This is a genomic window from Bacillus sp. FSL R5-0512, assembly GCF_038593295.1.
Classification (GTDB): domain Bacteria; phylum Bacillota; class Bacilli; order Bacillales; family Bacillaceae; genus Bacillus; species Bacillus safensis.
The window spans coordinates 3,668,670-3,683,885 of the sequence record NZ_CP151982.1 but is presented as its reverse complement, the minus strand read 5'-3'; the positions used below and the strand labels follow the sequence as shown (position 1 = coordinate 3,683,885).

The following is a 15,216-nucleotide window of genomic DNA, read 5'->3' as shown; positions in this document are numbered from 1 at the left end:
AAGGCTTCTCCCCCCTCCTTTTCTTTTTAAAATGACCAGTATCAAACTGTTATAGAACACGAAAAAGAGCAAATGGTCATCACCATTCGTGCACATACATTGTTGAAAACAATTAATATAGTAGAAAAACGTCTTTTCGACAAATTACACAAGCTGTGGATAAACAATTCAACAGGCTGTGTAATAACTTTCCACAGGTTATCCACAATTTGTGGATAATATAAAAGGGCCAGATAAGTAATTAAGAGTTAAAACACAAATATAATATCAAAATAAACAAGATGGTGCAATGGGTGTCACAAACTTATCCACACACTTTACATCCTGTTGAAAAATAATTATCCACATCGGTTATTTGTGTGAAAAAAATGTCGATAATGGGTGTGGATAGTCTAAATATGCCGGAAAAATATCCACATTCTTGTTTTAAAGGTCTTTTAGGAGGAAAAAGAGAATAAAATGCTGGAAACTAAAAAAGAAGGTTTCTTCGTTTGATAACTTATGTTATGCTTATAAGGTTGATAATAAGAGTTTTATCATTGATATTGACAATCGATGGGTTACACAAATATAATGAGTTAGACTGTCTTAAACAGCTATTCCTCAGGGAGGTGTCATAAATGAAAAGAACGTTTCAACCAAATAACCGTAAGCGTAGTAAAGTTCATGGCTTCCGCAGCCGTATGAGTACTAAAAACGGACGTCTAGTTTTAAAGCGACGCCGCAGCAAAGGTAGAAAAAAATTATCAGCTTAGGCCACTGAATAATGTCAGTGGTCTTTTTTACATAAAATCGTAAATGAACTGTCAGTTTTTATCGGAGTGGAAGAAAACATGAAGAAGCGAAACAGGCTAAAAAAAAATGAAGAGTTTCAAAAGGTGTTCAAAAAAGGTCAATCAATGGCAAATCGCCAATTCGTTATTTACCAGCTGGATCAGCCAAATCAAGTTGAACTGCGTTTAGGATTGTCTGTCAGTAAGAAGATTGGTAATGCAGTGATGAGAAACCGAATTAAACGTCTGATCCGTCAGGTGTTTTTAGAGGAAGGTCATAAGTTAAAGCAAGAAAAAGACTACATTGTCATTGCACGAAAACCAGCGAGTGAATTGACCTTTGAAGAAACAAAGAAGTCTCTCCAACATTTATTTAGAAAATCCGCTGTTTATCAACAACAACCGAAAAAGTCTTCGTAATAGAAACTTTCGTTGAATCAATTTTTAAAAGCGCTTCCTTCATCTAGTGAATTAAAATGAAACCACCACTTTGCAAAGAAAAAATGTTACCATACTGATTAGGTGAGTCACTTTCTTAATCAATTCCAACTTAAATAAAGTTTGAAGTAATGGGAGGAATCTTGTTGAAAAGGCGATTATTACTAATATTTAGCTTGATTGGCGTATTGGTTTTATTGGCAGGATGTACACAGATCAATGAACCAATTACATCAGATAGTAAGGGATTCTGGAATTCTTATATTGTTTACCCGCTATCTCAATTAATCACGTACATGGCAAACTTAACTGGTGAAAACTATGGTGTAGCGATTATTATTGTAACACTGTTAATTCGCTTGCTTATTTTACCATTAATGATTAAACAGTTAAGAAGTACAAAAGCGATGCAAGCATTACAGCCTGAATTGAAAAAGCTTCGTGAAAAATATAGCTCTAAAGATCAAAAAACACAGCAGCAGCTTCAGCAGGAAACAATGGCCCTTTTTCAAAAAAATGGCGTCAATCCATTAGCAGGCTGTTTCCCAATTTTAATTCAAATGCCAATCCTTATTGGTTTCTATCATGCAATTATGAGAACAGCAGAAATTAAAAAGCATACATTCTTATGGTTTGACTTAGGCAGCCCAGATCCATTGTTCCTATTACCGATTATTGCGGGTGTAGCTACTTTCATTCAGCAAAAGCTGATGATGGCTGGAAATCCTTCGGACAACCCTCAAATGGCTATCATGCTATGGGTGATGCCGATTATGATCGTTGTGTTTGCAATTAGTTTCCCAGCAGCACTTTCATTGTACTGGGTTGTAGGTAACATTTTCATGATCATTCAAACATTGGTGATTAAAACACCTCAAGTAAAAGTTGATACAAAAGAAAAAGCTGGCGGGAATAAAAAATGAAGGAAATAACTGCTGTCGGTCGCACAATCGAAGAAGCAGTAGATTCCGGACTTAAACAAATTCAGCTACTACAAGAAGAAGTAGAAATCACAATAGTAGATGAAGGAAATAAAGGATTTTTAGGATTATTTGGTAAAAGACAAGCTGTGGTCAAGTTAGTAGAAAAGATAAATGCATTTAAATTAGCTACACAGTATTTAGATAAAATTGTTAAGTCTATTGATCCTAAAGCAAAGATTATTTCCAAACAGGAACCGAAAAACATTTCTTACCATATTGATGGAGATAAAACGTCATTAATGATTGGAAAAAGAGGCCAGACATTGTACTCTTTAGAAACGTTGGTACAGCTAGTGTTTAATCGTTATTCTGATCAGTATCATCATATAACAATTGATATTGGCGATTATAGGAAGAAACGACAAGAAGCACTTGAACAATATGCAGTCAAAACAGCAAATCGGGTTTTAAAAACGAAGAGAAAGGTTCATTTAGAACCAATGCCTTCGAATGAACGAAAAATTGTTCATGATGCGATTGCTGCATTCTCTAAAGAACTTGCAACGGCATCTGAAGATACAGGCAGCAAACGTCATGTTGTGGTGCTGTATAAAAAATAGCAGAAAGGCTAAGATTCAGCAAAGCTGGATTTTAGTCTTTTTTTATTGAAAAATTGCTTTTTATAGAGGATTCATCCTTTATTTCTAAAAAATGAGTGTGTGATATGAGTGCAAAACGCCAATTTAACAAGTAAGTATAGGGATCAGGGCGTTTAAATTTATTGGATTTAGGTGTAAGATGTGAAGACAAGTTTCAAACGTCGTTATTCACATGTGGATAAGTTAAGTGTTAAAATAGATAAGATGCAAAGCTGTGGATAATTAGATATGGGATACTTTCACTTCGCTTTCATTTATGGTATCTTTAAATTTTGGATTAAGCGTTTTTGATATAGAAATGGACAATGTCCATTTAATAGATAACAGACTGTTTATTAAGTAGAGAAAGAGGTGAATGAGTGATGGATACAATTGCAGCAATTTCTACACCGATGGGTGAAGGAGCAATTGCGATTATTCGTTTAAGCGGGCCTGATGCGGTACAGATTGCTGATCGGATGTATAAAGGTCCTAAGGAGAAAAAACTTGTATCGGTGGATTCACATACGATTCATTATGGTCATATTGTGGATTCTAGCACTGAGCAAGTCATAGAAGAGGTCATGGTGTCAGTATTAAGAGCACCAAAAACATTTACGAGAGAAGACGTTATTGAGATTAACTGCCATGGCGGAATTGTAACGGTCAATAAAGTACTGCAGCTTGCTTTAAGAGAAGGAGCAAGATTAGCGGAGCCAGGTGAGTTTACAAAACGAGCTTTCTTAAATGGAAGAATTGATCTTTCACAGGCTGAAGCGGTAATGGATTTGATTCGCGCAAAGACAGATCGTGCGATGAATGTAGCGATTACTCAAATGGAGGGACGACTCTCCGGTTTGATTAAACGACTTCGCGGTGAGATATTGGAAACTCTGGCCCATGTTGAAGTCAATATTGACTATCCTGAGTATGACGATGTTGAAGAAATGACGCATCGGGTTTTAGTTGAAAAGGCAACATCAGTGAAAAAGGAAATTGAGTCACTGCTAACGACTTCTCAGCAGGGGAAAATACTGCGAGAAGGCTTATCTACTGTCATTATTGGAAGACCGAATGTTGGGAAGTCTTCCTTGTTGAATAGTCTTGTACAGGAAACAAAAGCGATTGTAACGGATATTCCTGGAACAACGAGAGATGTCATTGAGGAATATGTAAATGTTAGAGGTGTACCGCTTCGTTTAGTCGATACTGCGGGTATACGTGAGACGGAGGACATTGTTGAGCGTATAGGGGTTGAACGATCTAGACAGGTCTTAAAAGAAGCTGACCTGATTTTACTTGTGCTCAATTATAGCGAGGAATTGTCAGAAGAGGATATCAAACTTTTTGAGGCCGTCTCAGGCATGGATATCATCGTAATCGTGAATAAGACAGATCTTGAGCCTAAGCTTGATATCGAAAAGGTCAAGCAGTTAGCGAAGGATCGTCCGGTGGTTACTACATCCTTATTACAAGAAAAGGGGATTGATGAGCTTGAAATTGCGATTCAATCACTCTTTTTCACGGGTTCAATTGAAAGTGGAGATTTAACGTATGTAAGTAACACAAGGCATATTGCTCTTCTTCAGGCAGCAAAACAATCCATTGAGGATGCTCTTGAAGGAATTGAAATGGACGTACCGATCGATATAGTTCAAATAGATTTAACACGCTGCTGGGAACAGTTAGGTGAAATTATTGGAGATGCTGTTCATGAAAGCTTGATTGATCAGTTATTCTCTCAATTCTGTTTAGGAAAGTAAAGGGAGGAACATAAGAAATGGGTTATGAAGCTGGCAATTATGACGTAATCGTCGTGGGTGCCGGTCATGCTGGAGTTGAGGCTGCTCTTGCTTCTGCAAGACAGGGCGCCAAAACACTTGTATTGACTATCAACCTCGATATGGTTGCTTTTATGCCATGTAATCCGTCTGTAGGCGGCCCCGCAAAAGGGATTGTCGTCAGAGAAATTGATGCTCTAGGCGGAGAAATGGCACGAAATATAGATAAGACGCATATTCAAATGCGCATGCTGAATACGGGGAAAGGACCTGCTGTCCGTGCGTTAAGAGCGCAAGCAGATAAGTTCCAATATCAGCATGAAATGAAAAAAACAATGGAAAATGAACCAAACCTGACAATGCTGCAAGGTATGGTAGATCATTTAATTGTAGAAGATGATGAATGTAAAGGTGTTGTTACTCAAACGGGGGCGAACTATCGTGCAAAGTCTGTTGTTTTAACGACAGGGACTTTCTTAAAAGGCCGCATCATTTTAGGAGACCTTTCGTATTCAAGCGGTCCAAATAACCAGCAGCCTTCCATTAAATTATCGGATCATTTAGCAGAACTAGGATTCGATTTGGTTCGCTTTAAAACAGGAACTCCTCCTCGAGTGAATAGTCACTCGATTGACTATAGTAAAACAGAAATTCAACCAGGTGATGATGTCCCGCGGGCATTCTCCTATGAAACGGTTGAATATATTACTGACCAGCTGCCATGCTGGTTAACGTACACGAGTTTAGAGACCCATCAAATTATTGATGAGAATCTTCACCGTTCTCCAATGTATTCAGGTATGATTAAAGGAACTGGCCCTAGATACTGCCCGTCCATTGAAGATAAAGTGGTTCGTTTCAATGATAAACCGAGACATCAAATTTTCTTAGAGCCAGAAGGTCGTAATACGCAGGAAGTTTATGTTCAAGGATTGTCTACAAGTCTTCCGGAGGATGTACAGCAGCGCATGCTTTCAACCATCCCAGGACTCGAGAATGTTCAAATGATGAGAGCGGGTTATGCCATCGAGTATGATGCGATTGTGCCTACTCAGTTGTGGCCTACACTTGAGACGAAGAAAATTTCTGGATTATATACAGCCGGCCAAATTAATGGTACGTCTGGTTATGAGGAAGCAGCGGGTCAAGGGATTATGGCAGGTATTAATGCAGGAAGAAAAGCATTAGGTAAAGAAGAAGTCATTTTAAGCCGATCTGATGCATATATCGGTGTCCTCATCGATGACCTTGTCACAAAAGGAACAAATGAACCATACCGTCTCTTGACATCACGTGCTGAGTATCGTCTCCTTCTACGTCATGACAATGCTGATTTAAGATTAACTGAACTTGGCTATCAAATTGGATTAATTTCTGAAGAAAGATTCCAAGCATTCCAGCAGAAAAAAGAAGCCATTGAAGCAGAGAAAAAACGTTTATATTCTGTGATCATTAAACCTACAGCAGAGACTCAAGAATTTATTCGTTCACTCGGTGGAAGTGAGTTGAAGGACGGCATTCGTGCAAGTGATTTAATGAAGCGTCCGGAAATGAATTATGAATCTGTTGTGAAATTAGCTCCTGCTGAAACACCGCTTCCTTCTGAAGTGTGTGAGCAGGTAGAGATTCAAATTAAATACGAAGGTTATATTGAAAAGTCACTCCAGCAAGTTGAAAAACTGAAAAAGATGGAGAACAAAAAGATTCCTGATCGTATTGATTATGATGCCATCAAAGGGATTGCAACTGAAGCGAAACAAAAGCTGAAAGAAGTCCGACCGCTTTCTGTTGCACAGGCTTCTCGTATTTCAGGCGTTAACCCTGCTGATATTTCTATCCTTTTAGTATATTTAGAGCAGGGGCGTATTGCGAAGATAGCAGAATAGAAAGGATGTCGGCATGAACATTGAACAATTTACAGCAGCACTAGAGGAGAAAGGGATCACTCTTTCTCCAGTGCAGCTTGAACAATTTGAAACCTACTTCCGCATGCTTGTAGAATGGAACGAGAAAATGAATTTAACGTCCATTACTGAAAAGGAAGAAGTGTATTTAAAGCATTTTTATGATTCAATATCAGCAGCATTTTTTATTGATTTTCACAAAGTGACGACGATTTGTGATATTGGAGCTGGTGCTGGTTTTCCAAGCATTCCTCTTAAAATTTGTTTCCCTCATCTACATGTGACCATTGTTGATTCTCTTCAGAAACGAATTACGTTTCTCAATGAGTTAGCAAAAGGATTAAACTTACAAGATACTACTTTTTATCATGATCGTGCGGAAACGTTTGGACAACGTAAGGAAAAGCGTGAAAGCTATGATCTTGTCACTGCTAGGGCAGTTGCACGTTTATCCGTCTTGAGCGAACTATGTCTGCCTCTAGTGAAAAAGGAAGGATTGTTTGTTGCCTTAAAAGCATCTGCCGCTGATGAAGAAATGCAAGCAGGGAAAAAAGCTGTCACAGTCCTCGGAGGAGAGGTTGTTGAAAAGCATTCCTTTGTTCTTCCTTTAGAAGAAAGCGAACGGAACATCATTGTCATTGAAAAGAAAAAGCAAACACCAAAAAAATATCCTAGAAAACCAGGAACACCTAATAAATCACCAATAGAAGGTTGATCATGTAAAAGGTCGGTTTTTCTTCAATATTTATGATTTTACAGAAGGAAAAAACATGAGAAAATAGAATTATAAAAAGGTAGTTTTTAAAGGTGGTGTAGGTTCATGAAGCATTCACTCTCACGCTTCTTCGGGCTTGGAGACAAAGAACATCCTGAGCGTGAAACCGAAATAGAAGCAGAGATTGCTGAGCATGATACATTAAAGGAAGAGATACAGGAGCTCCCGGTCGACACAATTATGCCAAACCGTTTTCAGCCACGCACCATTTTTTCAGAAGAAAAGATACAAGAGCTGGCCACGACGATTCATACCCATGGCATTATCCAACCGATTGTTGTTAGACCAACAGAAGAAGAAGGAAAATATGAACTGATCGCCGGCGAAAGACGTTGGAGAGCGGTACAGACTCTTCAATGGGAGAAAATCCCCGCTATTATAAAAGATTTTACTGATACGGAAACGGCATCTGTGGCATTGATTGAAAATTTGCAAAGAGAAGAGCTGTCTTCTATTGAAGAGGCTCATGCTTATGCACGTCTTTTAGAGCTTCATGATTTAACACAAGAGGCGCTTGCTCAGCGTTTAGGCAAGGGACAATCAACTGTTGCTAACAAATTAAGACTTTTAAAGTTGCCTGAAGAGGTACAACAAGCCATTTTAGAGAAAAAAATCTCTGAAAGGCATGCACGTTCACTTGTGCCCCTAAAGCTTCCAGAATTACAAATCGCGCTATTGCAGGAAATCATCGAAAAGCAGTTGAATGTGAAACAGACTGAAGAGCGTGTAGTGAAGATGCTTGAACAAAAAACGGATCGCAAACCGAAGCCAAAACGTAAGGCGTTTAGTCGTGATACACGAATTGCGATGAATACCATTCGTCAGTCTCTCCACATGGTAGAAGACAGCGGACTTAAAATAAATACCGAGGAAGAAGAGTTTGAGGAATATATCCAATTAACGATTCGAATTCCTAAATAGAAAAAAGCTGATGAGCGCCACTCGTCAGCTTTTTTTGTTTGTCTTATTTCCTGCACACACCATATTTACATAATATTTATAAATTGGTAAAATATGATTTTCATAGTATAAAGGAGGTGACAACTACTGATGAAAATGAAGAAGACTATTTTCGCCATTATTTGCTATTTACTAATTTCTTTTTCTGTTTTTCCAAATGAAGCGACAATATACGCTGTGAAATCGCCAACGGCTCATGCGGATGAAGGCCTGATGACCAACGAAGAATTGAACGTTCTGAAGAAGCAAGGTGTTGTTTCTAAAGATGTGACTGTACAGCAATTTAATCAAGAGTATGCGTCTTCCGACGATTCGATCGACTTGATTACAGCTGACGATGATTTGAAGAACTATGGTTTACGACAAAATAAGCATGATGAGCTGGTGACGGATGAAAAGCCGCACACCCTCAAGCAACTTTTAGGAAAGCCGTATCCTGGTACCGATATTATCCCTAAAAAAGGAGATATCTTGGTGACAACCACTGATGCTGTGAAGGGTTTGGTCGGACATGCAGGTATCGTCATTAATGAGAAAAGCTATGCTTCTATTCCAGGGTTTCGAAAGCATCCTCAACTTGATTCCATTCATAACTGGTTTCGCTATAGTGCCAATACAAAGGTAATTCGGATTAATCAAGAGGAGAAGGCAGATTTAGCAGGGGAATGGGCACACGATTATGTGAAAGATCATCCGAAGGCTCGCTACTCCATCACCATGTCAATTCAATCATTGGACCCGACTTATTGTTCAAAGATCGTGTGGCAGGCCTATGGCAAAACAGGGGACGCTTTGGGACATGCGACTTTTACCATTAAGACACCCTATGGATTTTTAAAAAAGAAAAGCTATAAAACAGTAACTCCTAAGGTCATTGTCAGTGAAGGCCGTAAAATAGGTGAATTATACTTTTAATATGTGACCCTCACTTGTGATAGAAGTGAGGGTTTTGATGCATGTCTATTTCTTAAAAAAGATATATCAATATACTTTTCAGATGTGTTTTCATTCGTTCTTTTATGTACGAAAAGGCACATTCACCGACGAATTTATAATAGGGAAACAAAAAAAGCAAACGTTTCATACTTTTTTTGATAGAATAGGAAGTATGAATGATTGAGAAACTTGTTAAGTTGAAAGTGGGTGACATCGTGGGGAAAATCATAGCGATTACCAACCAGAAGGGCGGCGTCGGGAAGACGACAACTTCTGTTAATTTGGGTGCGTGTTTAGCATACATAGGCAAACGAGTGTTGTTAGTTGATATTGATCCGCAGGGCAATGCCACGAGTGGTATTGGGATTGAGAAGGCCGACGTAGAGAAGTGTGTGTACGATATTTTAGTTGATGATGCAGATGTTCTTGATGTGATTAAGACGACAGAGGTCGAAAATCTTGATGTCATTCCTGCGACGATACAGCTTGCAGGGGCTGAAATAGAGCTTGTGCCTACAATCTCACGTGAAGTGAGGCTGAAGAGAGCACTTGAATCTGTTAAGCAGAATTATGATTATATGATTATTGACTGCCCGCCATCACTTGGACTGCTGACGATTAATGCGTTAACTGCATCCGATTCCGTTTTAATACCAGTTCAGTGCGAATATTATGCGCTTGAAGGATTGAGCCAATTGTTAAACACAGTTCGTCTCGTGCAGAAACATCTAAATACCGATCTCGCCATTGAAGGTGTCTTGCTGACAATGCTTGATGCCCGAACAAATCTTGGGATTCAGGTTATCGAAGAAGTGAAGAAGTACTTTAGAGATAAAGTCTATCAAACCGTCATTCCGAGAAATGTGAGGCTGAGTGAAGCGCCAAGTCATGGAAAGCCGATTATCTTGTATGATCCACGTTCAAGAGGTGCAGATGTCTATTTAGACTTAGCAAAGGAAGTGGATGCGAATGGCTAAAGGTCTTGGAAAGGGTATTAATGCACTATTTAACAACGTAGACTCAAATGAAGAAACGGTTGAAGAAATTAAATTAAAGGATTTGCGTCCGAATCCTTATCAGCCAAGGAAAACGTTTGATGATGATGCATTGTCTGATCTGAAAGAATCCATTCAGCAGCACGGTGTTTTACAGCCGATCATTGTTCGTAAATCGATTAAAGGATATGACATAGTAGCAGGAGAACGCCGTTTTCGCGCAGCACAACAAGCTGGTCTGACAACAATTCCTGCGATCGTTCGAGAGTTTTCAGAAACGCTGATGAGAGAAATTGCCCTTTTAGAAAACCTGCAGCGTGAGGATCTCTCTCCACTAGAGGAAGCGGAAGCGTATGCTTCCTTGCTGGATCATCTAAGTGTGACGCAAGAGGAATTAGCGAAGCGATTAGGGAAAAGCAGACCGCATATTGCGAACCATCTCCGTCTGTTGACTTTACCGGATGACATCCAAAAGCTGATCGCAAATGGAACGTTATCAATGGGACATGGCCGCACATTGCTCAGCTTAAAGAACAAAAAGAAGCTGGCGCCTTTGGTAAAGAAAATCGTGGATGAGGGGTTAAACGTACGACAGGTTGAAAAACTTGTTCAGCAGTTAAACGAAAATGTTCCACGTGAAACAAAGAAAAAAGAAGCACCAAAGGATCGAGTGTTGAAAGAAAGAGAGTCTTTCTTACAAAACTACTTTGGTACTTCAGTGACGATCAAGAAACAGAAGAAAAAAGGGAAAATTGAGATTGAATTCCTCTCGAATGAAGATTTAGAAAGAATCCTTGAATTGCTTTCTACGAGGGAATCATCAGAGTGACCATCTTGATATGAGATGGTCTTTTTTATATTCTCCCAGTGATATTTTGAATAGGGGTGAAGAGAGACCGGCTTTTTTCTCTCGTCCAGTCCATTTGGTCAATGTGAGATAGACTTTCAGAAAGTGTATTGGCCATAGACATGACAAGATGAAGACGTGTGTTTTGGAGGACGAAGTATTCCATGAAACCACTCACATTGACGATCCCATTAATATGAATATCTCCTACCTCTGGAAGCTCTTTTTGCACACCAGCTCCAGGCTTTAACGGTCCATCTCCAATTTGGAAAGAACCGACACTTTTCACTCTTCCTAAACAGGCATCAACCGCTACAATAAACGGGTGTTTATGAGCTTGTTCAATTTCAGCGAGTTTTTCTTTTAAATTGACCGCATGCACTGGGTCAGAGAGTGTTCCATATACATGAAGCTTTTTCAAATCCAGACCTGAAAGCTTTGAACCAACAAGTGGACCTAGAGAGTCGCCAGTTGAGCGGTCTGTTCCAATACAAACGATGGCAACGGGTCTTTTTCCTGCTTTCTGAAGATGCGAGAATAAAATACTTTTAAGCTGTTGAATGGCGTTTGTATCCGTATGGGACACGTATTCTTTCACCCTATTTCTAAAAAAAAGACCGTTCTTGCTATTCATAGGTCTCACTTCCTTGTCATAGTAGTTAGTAACAGTATACGGAAACAAGCTTAATTCTATACCTATGAGGTGATGATTGTGTGGAAGGCTGGTTCAAGGTGGACGCTTTTAATTTTAGGAAGCTTAATAGGAGCGGGATATGCTTCCGGCCAGGAAATTTGGCAGTTTTTTGGCATTGATAGCGGACTAGCCATTCTACTGTTTACATTGATGTTTATGCTGTCTACTTATGTGGTGTTAAAAATCAGTTATGAGGTGCGTGCCGATCACTTTGTGCCAGTACTGGAACGGCTTGTCGGTCCATGGCTGGCTAAGGTGTATGACGTGTTAATTGTCCTTTATTTATTCACGACAACGACGGTCATGATTGCTGGCGGCGGGGTGACTCTTGAGATGTATCATGTGCCTTTTTGGGTTGGCATCGGCGCGTTCTGTTTGTTTTCATTTATGATTTTTTTCTGGGATGTGAAAGGGCTTTTATCTGTGAATGCTTTCATTATACCAATTTTGGTGGCGGGGCTCATCTATGCGTTTGTTTTTTATTATATGAATCATGATCATATGTGGCGTATTGATTTTGGGCAGCAGTACAATTGGCCTGCCAGCATTGTTTTTGCTTCTTTGAATATATTATCTGTTGTGGCAGTGCTGTCTTCGGTTGGGAAAGAAATGAAGGGGCTGGGGGAAGCCAAAGTGGCGAGTATATTAAGCGGTCTTATCTTTGGTGTGATCTCGTATGTGTATAACGAAATACTGGTTGATATTTCTGGAAGCCTTTCAGCAGAGGGAATTCCTTTGTTTACAGTATTAGAAGGGGCGCCGACGTCTTTGTTTGTGTTTATGACCATTGTCCTTTGTCTAGCGATTTATACGACGACGGCAGCAGGTTTATTTGGATTATCCAGCCGAATGCTTTCTTTTGTACGAATGCCCCGCTGGCTGGTTGTATTGGTGATGCTTCTTTTGATGGCCCCTTTGACATCTCTTGGATTTGCTGATTTGATTGCGTTCTTGTATCCAATTTATAGTTTGTTGAATCTTTATTTGCTCGTCTGTTTAATGCTGTATCCGATTTTAAGTAAAAAGATATTTTCTCGTCCTAAAAAATTATATTGATAAAATAAAATAAGCACCTCTCTTTTTTAGAGCTGTGCTTATTTGATCTGAATTGAATCAATAGCTTCTTTGATATCATCATAGACAGGCATTTGCTTGAGACGCTGGAGGCGATCCTCTAATTCTGAAATGGCCTGTCCCTTTAAATGCTGGGAAATGTGTTGTTTGACAATGGTCGTCTGGTTTATCATGTCTTCTGTTTTAGACAATTGATATTCCAAGTGCACGCGAGTATTTGCTAATTCGTCGTGCAGCCGCATTTTGAGCAGCCGTTTTAGATCCTTTCGCTGTCCTTCTCTGCGCATGGCCTGAATGGCGGCGATTTCTTCAGGAGACTGTGTTTGTGTGTGTGGTGCCGATTGATTTTCGAATACAGACATGGAACGGCGGGCACTCACATTTTGCAAGAAACGCTGGGCGTCACTAGGAGGCTTATTTTGATTGATCATGCGATGACTCCTTTCTTAATGAATACCCATTTGCATCGCAAGGCGTCTATCTGCCTTGGCGTAGTCATCACCCATTGTGTACATATGTCTTGAAAGGGCAGAAAGCTCTTGTTCGTAATCCCTCAGGGTGTACAAGGCATTCAGCTGTTTTTCGTGTGAATAAAAGGAGGAATGCGACTGTTCCATCCTGACTTCCTCTACCAGTGCTTCCACATCACTATGACTTAATAAATCATAGTGGCCAAAGCCGACGAGTCCTTTGAGTTCTTGTTTTACATGATGGACGGCGTCTTTTACGCTTTCATCAATTCCATCGATTTTTTCAAATACAGTGTGCACTTCATGTTCAATAATACTTTGCAGATCATAGGATGAATTTTTCAGTAAATGGGATTTTATGATAATTTCAAGTCCGTCTTGTGCATATGCACGTCCAGAATGAATCTCTTGCAGCAGCATGGCTGTAAAACTTGTATTATGATCAAGCTGTTCATCTAAAATACGAGCAGATCCATTTGGATGGAATGAATATCCATTTGCTTTGAATTCTCCTGAAACGAGAGCTAAAAAAGCATTTGTATCAAAAGATTCGTTCCATTCTATATTCATAGATGCAAAAGCTGATTTTAAAAAGGTGTCAATTTCTCTTTTTTTGTATTTTACGGATTCTTGGACTGAGTCTTGCTGCCGTGGCGGTACGGTGTACTTGACTTGCCCAACTCCTTGATCATGACGATTGAGTAAACCGACGTAATGACTAGGCTGAATATATTCAGTCAACATGCGTTTATATTGACCTTGCTGCGCCTTTTGCTGAATCGAAGGCGACAGGCTGCTCCATATATTTGGGCTGTCAAAGGTGACGGCTTTTTTGACAGCTGGCTGTTCTGTTGCAATATAAGCACAAACAGCACCGGCAAGTGCTTGTCCAGTGAGATGGATACCTGCATTCGGATGCTTCTGACAGACTTTCTCTATGTATTCCTTCCCTTTAAAAAAGACATGGCCTTGATTGCCATCAAGGGACTTTCTTTCAATTGGATAGGCATAGTCAGTTTTGAGCAATGACTGTGCTGCGTTGTGTACATCTTGCTTAGATGACACCGTCATTTGATGTGGCAGCGGGCAGTGAAAAGCGACGATGAATTCATCTGATTGTTCCGGCTGCATTGTTAAACCATATAATTTTCGGTCGATCTTTAGAAAATCGTGGACAGTGAGTGTTTGCTGACCTATTTCTATTGTATGGTGCTGCTGGTAATTGTCGATATTTCCAGCATGATCGGATATGATTTTATATTCTTTATCAGTTAATCTATCCTTTCGATTGACCATCGTACCTGCTCCCTCACATAACATTTATGCAGATATCATAAATCAAAAAATATGGAAAAACCACCGCGTTCTACCAATAAAAACCTTTTGACCTACAGTGTTTGTGACAATATTGAAAAAAAACGGAGTTTAAGTAACTATTGGTCACAAATAAAATGATCTAAAAGAAGGGTTTTTTCTCTAAAAAAGAATAGGATGAACGATTGAAAGAGACTCTTTGTTTTGTGCATTGCCCTCCATCGCCGTTTTTTTGTACAATAGATTCAATGAAGTGAGCAAGAGAGGTGAAGGCTGATGGCAGACAAAGCGTTTGGGTTACATGATGTTGTAGAAATGAAAAAGCCCCATCCATGTGGTGCCAATCGGTGGAAGGTCATTCGTTTGGGCATGGATATCCGTATTAAATGTGAAGGCTGCGGACACAGCGTGATGATCCCAAGAAGAGATTTTGAACGAAAAATGAAGAAAATTCTCGTCAAGCATGAGGAGCCAACTGCTTAAGTAGGCCTCATGCTTTTTTCATTAAATTTGTCTTTTTTACAGCAAAGCCAGGTGCAATTTCTCGTTTTGAAGCATTGATTTATTCTTTTTGACGATGTTTCTCCTATTGAAAATGCATGGTGGTTAGCTTGTCTTTTCATGTAAACCTACTTATAATTGCTCTAGGTTCATATTACGCAGTATAACGAGCACGTTTGATATAGAGGAGATG

The 15,216-nt window shown here is 39.5% G+C and carries 16 protein-coding genes; 13 read left to right on the top strand and 3 right to left on the bottom strand.

From position 1 onward, the window contains the following. Positions 1-620 precede the first annotated feature (620 nt). The 11 genes from rpmH to NSQ25_RS18835 all read left to right on the top strand — a co-directional run bounded on the left by rpmH (position 621) and on the right by NSQ25_RS18835 (position 10,952). Positions 621-755 carry a 50S ribosomal protein L34 gene (gene rpmH / locus NSQ25_RS18885; RefSeq protein ID WP_073208224.1) on the top strand — a complete coding sequence of 45 codons (135 nt, stop codon included), beginning with the start codon at positions 621-623 and terminating at the stop codon, positions 753-755. A gap of 78 nt (positions 756-833) precedes the next feature. Beyond that, positions 834-1,193 carry a ribonuclease P protein component gene (gene rnpA / locus NSQ25_RS18880; RefSeq protein WP_254001528.1) on the top strand — a complete coding sequence of 120 codons (360 nt, stop codon included), beginning with the start codon at positions 834-836 and terminating at the stop codon, positions 1,191-1,193. 158 nt (positions 1,194-1,351) lie between these two features. After that, positions 1,352-2,134 carry a YidC family membrane integrase SpoIIIJ gene (gene spoIIIJ / locus NSQ25_RS18875; RefSeq protein WP_087976621.1) on the top strand — a complete coding sequence of 261 codons (783 nt, stop codon included), beginning with the start codon at positions 1,352-1,354 and terminating at the stop codon, positions 2,132-2,134. Continuing rightward, on the top strand, positions 2,131-2,754 hold the full coding sequence (jag, locus tag NSQ25_RS18870) for an RNA-binding cell elongation regulator Jag/EloR (protein WP_034283644.1): 624 nt from the start codon (positions 2,131-2,133) through the stop codon (positions 2,752-2,754). Before spoIIIJ ends, jag begins: the two co-directional genes overlap by 4 nt. A 401-nt stretch (positions 2,755-3,155) precedes the next feature. Further along, positions 3,156-4,535: a tRNA uridine-5-carboxymethylaminomethyl(34) synthesis GTPase MnmE gene (gene mnmE, locus NSQ25_RS18865; protein ID WP_024424070.1), complete on the top strand. Its 1,380-nt coding sequence runs from the start codon at positions 3,156-3,158 to the stop codon at positions 4,533-4,535. Positions 4,536-4,552: 17 nt separating this feature from the next. Beyond that, the gene (gene mnmG, locus NSQ25_RS18860; RefSeq protein ID WP_326135996.1) at positions 4,553-6,439 is read left to right on the top strand and encodes a tRNA uridine-5-carboxymethylaminomethyl(34) synthesis enzyme MnmG; all 1,887 of its coding nucleotides are present in this window, start codon (positions 4,553-4,555) and stop codon (positions 6,437-6,439) included. Positions 6,440-6,452: 13 nt separating this feature from the next. Beyond that, positions 6,453-7,172, top strand: coding sequence for a 16S rRNA (guanine(527)-N(7))-methyltransferase RsmG (rsmG, locus tag NSQ25_RS18855; protein ID WP_024424068.1), 720 nt, complete (start codon positions 6,453-6,455; stop codon positions 7,170-7,172). A gap of 105 nt (positions 7,173-7,277) precedes the next feature. Further along, entirely contained in the window at positions 7,278-8,153 is an 876-nt protein-coding gene (noc, locus tag NSQ25_RS18850; protein ID WP_024424067.1) for a nucleoid occlusion protein, read from the top strand. Between the two features lie 129 nt (positions 8,154-8,282). Then, positions 8,283-9,107 (top strand): orthopoxovirus pf05708 family protein, encoded by an 825-nt coding sequence (locus tag NSQ25_RS18845; protein ID WP_034283641.1) that lies wholly within the window; start codon positions 8,283-8,285, stop codon positions 9,105-9,107. Between the two features lie 236 nt (positions 9,108-9,343). Continuing rightward, the gene (soj, locus tag NSQ25_RS18840; protein ID WP_008360890.1) at positions 9,344-10,105 is read left to right on the top strand and encodes a sporulation initiation inhibitor protein Soj; all 762 of its coding nucleotides are present in this window, start codon (positions 9,344-9,346) and stop codon (positions 10,103-10,105) included. Continuing rightward, a complete protein-coding gene (locus tag NSQ25_RS18835; RefSeq protein ID WP_024424064.1) occupies positions 10,098-10,952 on the top strand; it encodes a ParB/RepB/Spo0J family partition protein in 855 nt (284 codons plus the stop codon). Before soj ends, NSQ25_RS18835 begins: the two co-directional genes overlap by 8 nt. 25 nt (positions 10,953-10,977) lie before the next feature. On the opposite strand, the gene yyaC is transcribed toward NSQ25_RS18835, so the two are convergent. Further along, complete coding sequence (gene yyaC / locus NSQ25_RS18830; protein ID WP_034283638.1) at positions 10,978-11,604, bottom strand: spore protease YyaC; 627 nt, start codon at positions 11,602-11,604, stop codon at positions 10,978-10,980. A 75-nt stretch (positions 11,605-11,679) separates the two neighbouring features. Between yyaC and NSQ25_RS18825 the strand changes: the two genes are divergently transcribed. Beyond that, the gene (locus tag NSQ25_RS18825) at positions 11,680-12,720 is read left to right on the top strand and encodes a hypothetical protein (RefSeq protein WP_227001755.1); all 1,041 of its coding nucleotides are present in this window, start codon (positions 11,680-11,682) and stop codon (positions 12,718-12,720) included. 38 nt (positions 12,721-12,758) lie between these two features. Here the strand turns inward: NSQ25_RS18825 and NSQ25_RS18820 are convergent, their stop codons facing one another. Together NSQ25_RS18820 and NSQ25_RS18815 are read right to left on the bottom strand one after the other, a co-directional pair. Beyond that, positions 12,759-13,169, bottom strand: a complete 411-nt coding sequence (locus NSQ25_RS18820) for a hypothetical protein (RefSeq protein WP_034283636.1) — start codon at positions 13,167-13,169, stop codon at positions 12,759-12,761. 15 nt (positions 13,170-13,184) lie between these two features. Further along, the gene (locus NSQ25_RS18815; RefSeq protein WP_326135995.1) at positions 13,185-14,504 is read right to left on the bottom strand and encodes a hydrolase; all 1,320 of its coding nucleotides are present in this window, start codon (positions 14,502-14,504) and stop codon (positions 13,185-13,187) included. Between the two features lie 294 nt (positions 14,505-14,798). Between NSQ25_RS18815 and NSQ25_RS18810 the strand changes: the two genes are divergently transcribed. Beyond that, on the top strand, positions 14,799-15,005 hold the full coding sequence (locus NSQ25_RS18810; protein WP_008347561.1) for a DUF951 domain-containing protein: 207 nt from the start codon (positions 14,799-14,801) through the stop codon (positions 15,003-15,005). Positions 15,006-15,216 lie beyond the last annotated feature (211 nt).

Excerpts from the sequence above, each read along its gene's own strand:
- rnpA (WP_254001528.1), top strand. The coding sequence starts at position 834 with ATGAAGAAGCGAAACAGGCTAAAAAAAAATGAAGAGTTTCAAAAGGTG.
- noc (WP_024424067.1), top strand. The coding sequence starts at position 7,278 with ATGAAGCATTCACTCTCACGCTTCTTCGGGCTTGGAGACAAAGAACAT.
- rpmH (WP_073208224.1), top strand. The coding sequence starts at position 621 with ATGAAAAGAACGTTTCAACCAAATAACCGTAAGCGTAGTAAAGTTCAT.
- NSQ25_RS18820 (WP_034283636.1), bottom strand. The coding sequence starts at position 13,169 with ATGATCAATCAAAATAAGCCTCCTAGTGACGCCCAGCGTTTCTTGCAA.
- mnmE (WP_024424070.1), top strand. The coding sequence starts at position 3,156 with ATGGATACAATTGCAGCAATTTCTACACCGATGGGTGAAGGAGCAATT.
- jag (WP_034283644.1), top strand. The coding sequence starts at position 2,131 with ATGAAGGAAATAACTGCTGTCGGTCGCACAATCGAAGAAGCAGTAGAT.
- NSQ25_RS18815 (WP_326135995.1), bottom strand. The coding sequence starts at position 14,504 with ATGGTCAATCGAAAGGATAGATTAACTGATAAAGAATATAAAATCATA.
- mnmG (WP_326135996.1), top strand. The coding sequence starts at position 4,553 with ATGGGTTATGAAGCTGGCAATTATGACGTAATCGTCGTGGGTGCCGGT.
- yyaC (WP_034283638.1), bottom strand. The coding sequence starts at position 11,604 with ATGAATAGCAAGAACGGTCTTTTTTTTAGAAATAGGGTGAAAGAATAC.
- NSQ25_RS18810 (WP_008347561.1), top strand. The coding sequence starts at position 14,799 with ATGGCAGACAAAGCGTTTGGGTTACATGATGTTGTAGAAATGAAAAAG.
- NSQ25_RS18835 (WP_024424064.1), top strand. The coding sequence starts at position 10,098 with ATGGCTAAAGGTCTTGGAAAGGGTATTAATGCACTATTTAACAACGTA.
- NSQ25_RS18845 (WP_034283641.1), top strand. The coding sequence starts at position 8,283 with ATGAAAATGAAGAAGACTATTTTCGCCATTATTTGCTATTTACTAATT.
- rsmG (WP_024424068.1), top strand. The coding sequence starts at position 6,453 with ATGAACATTGAACAATTTACAGCAGCACTAGAGGAGAAAGGGATCACT.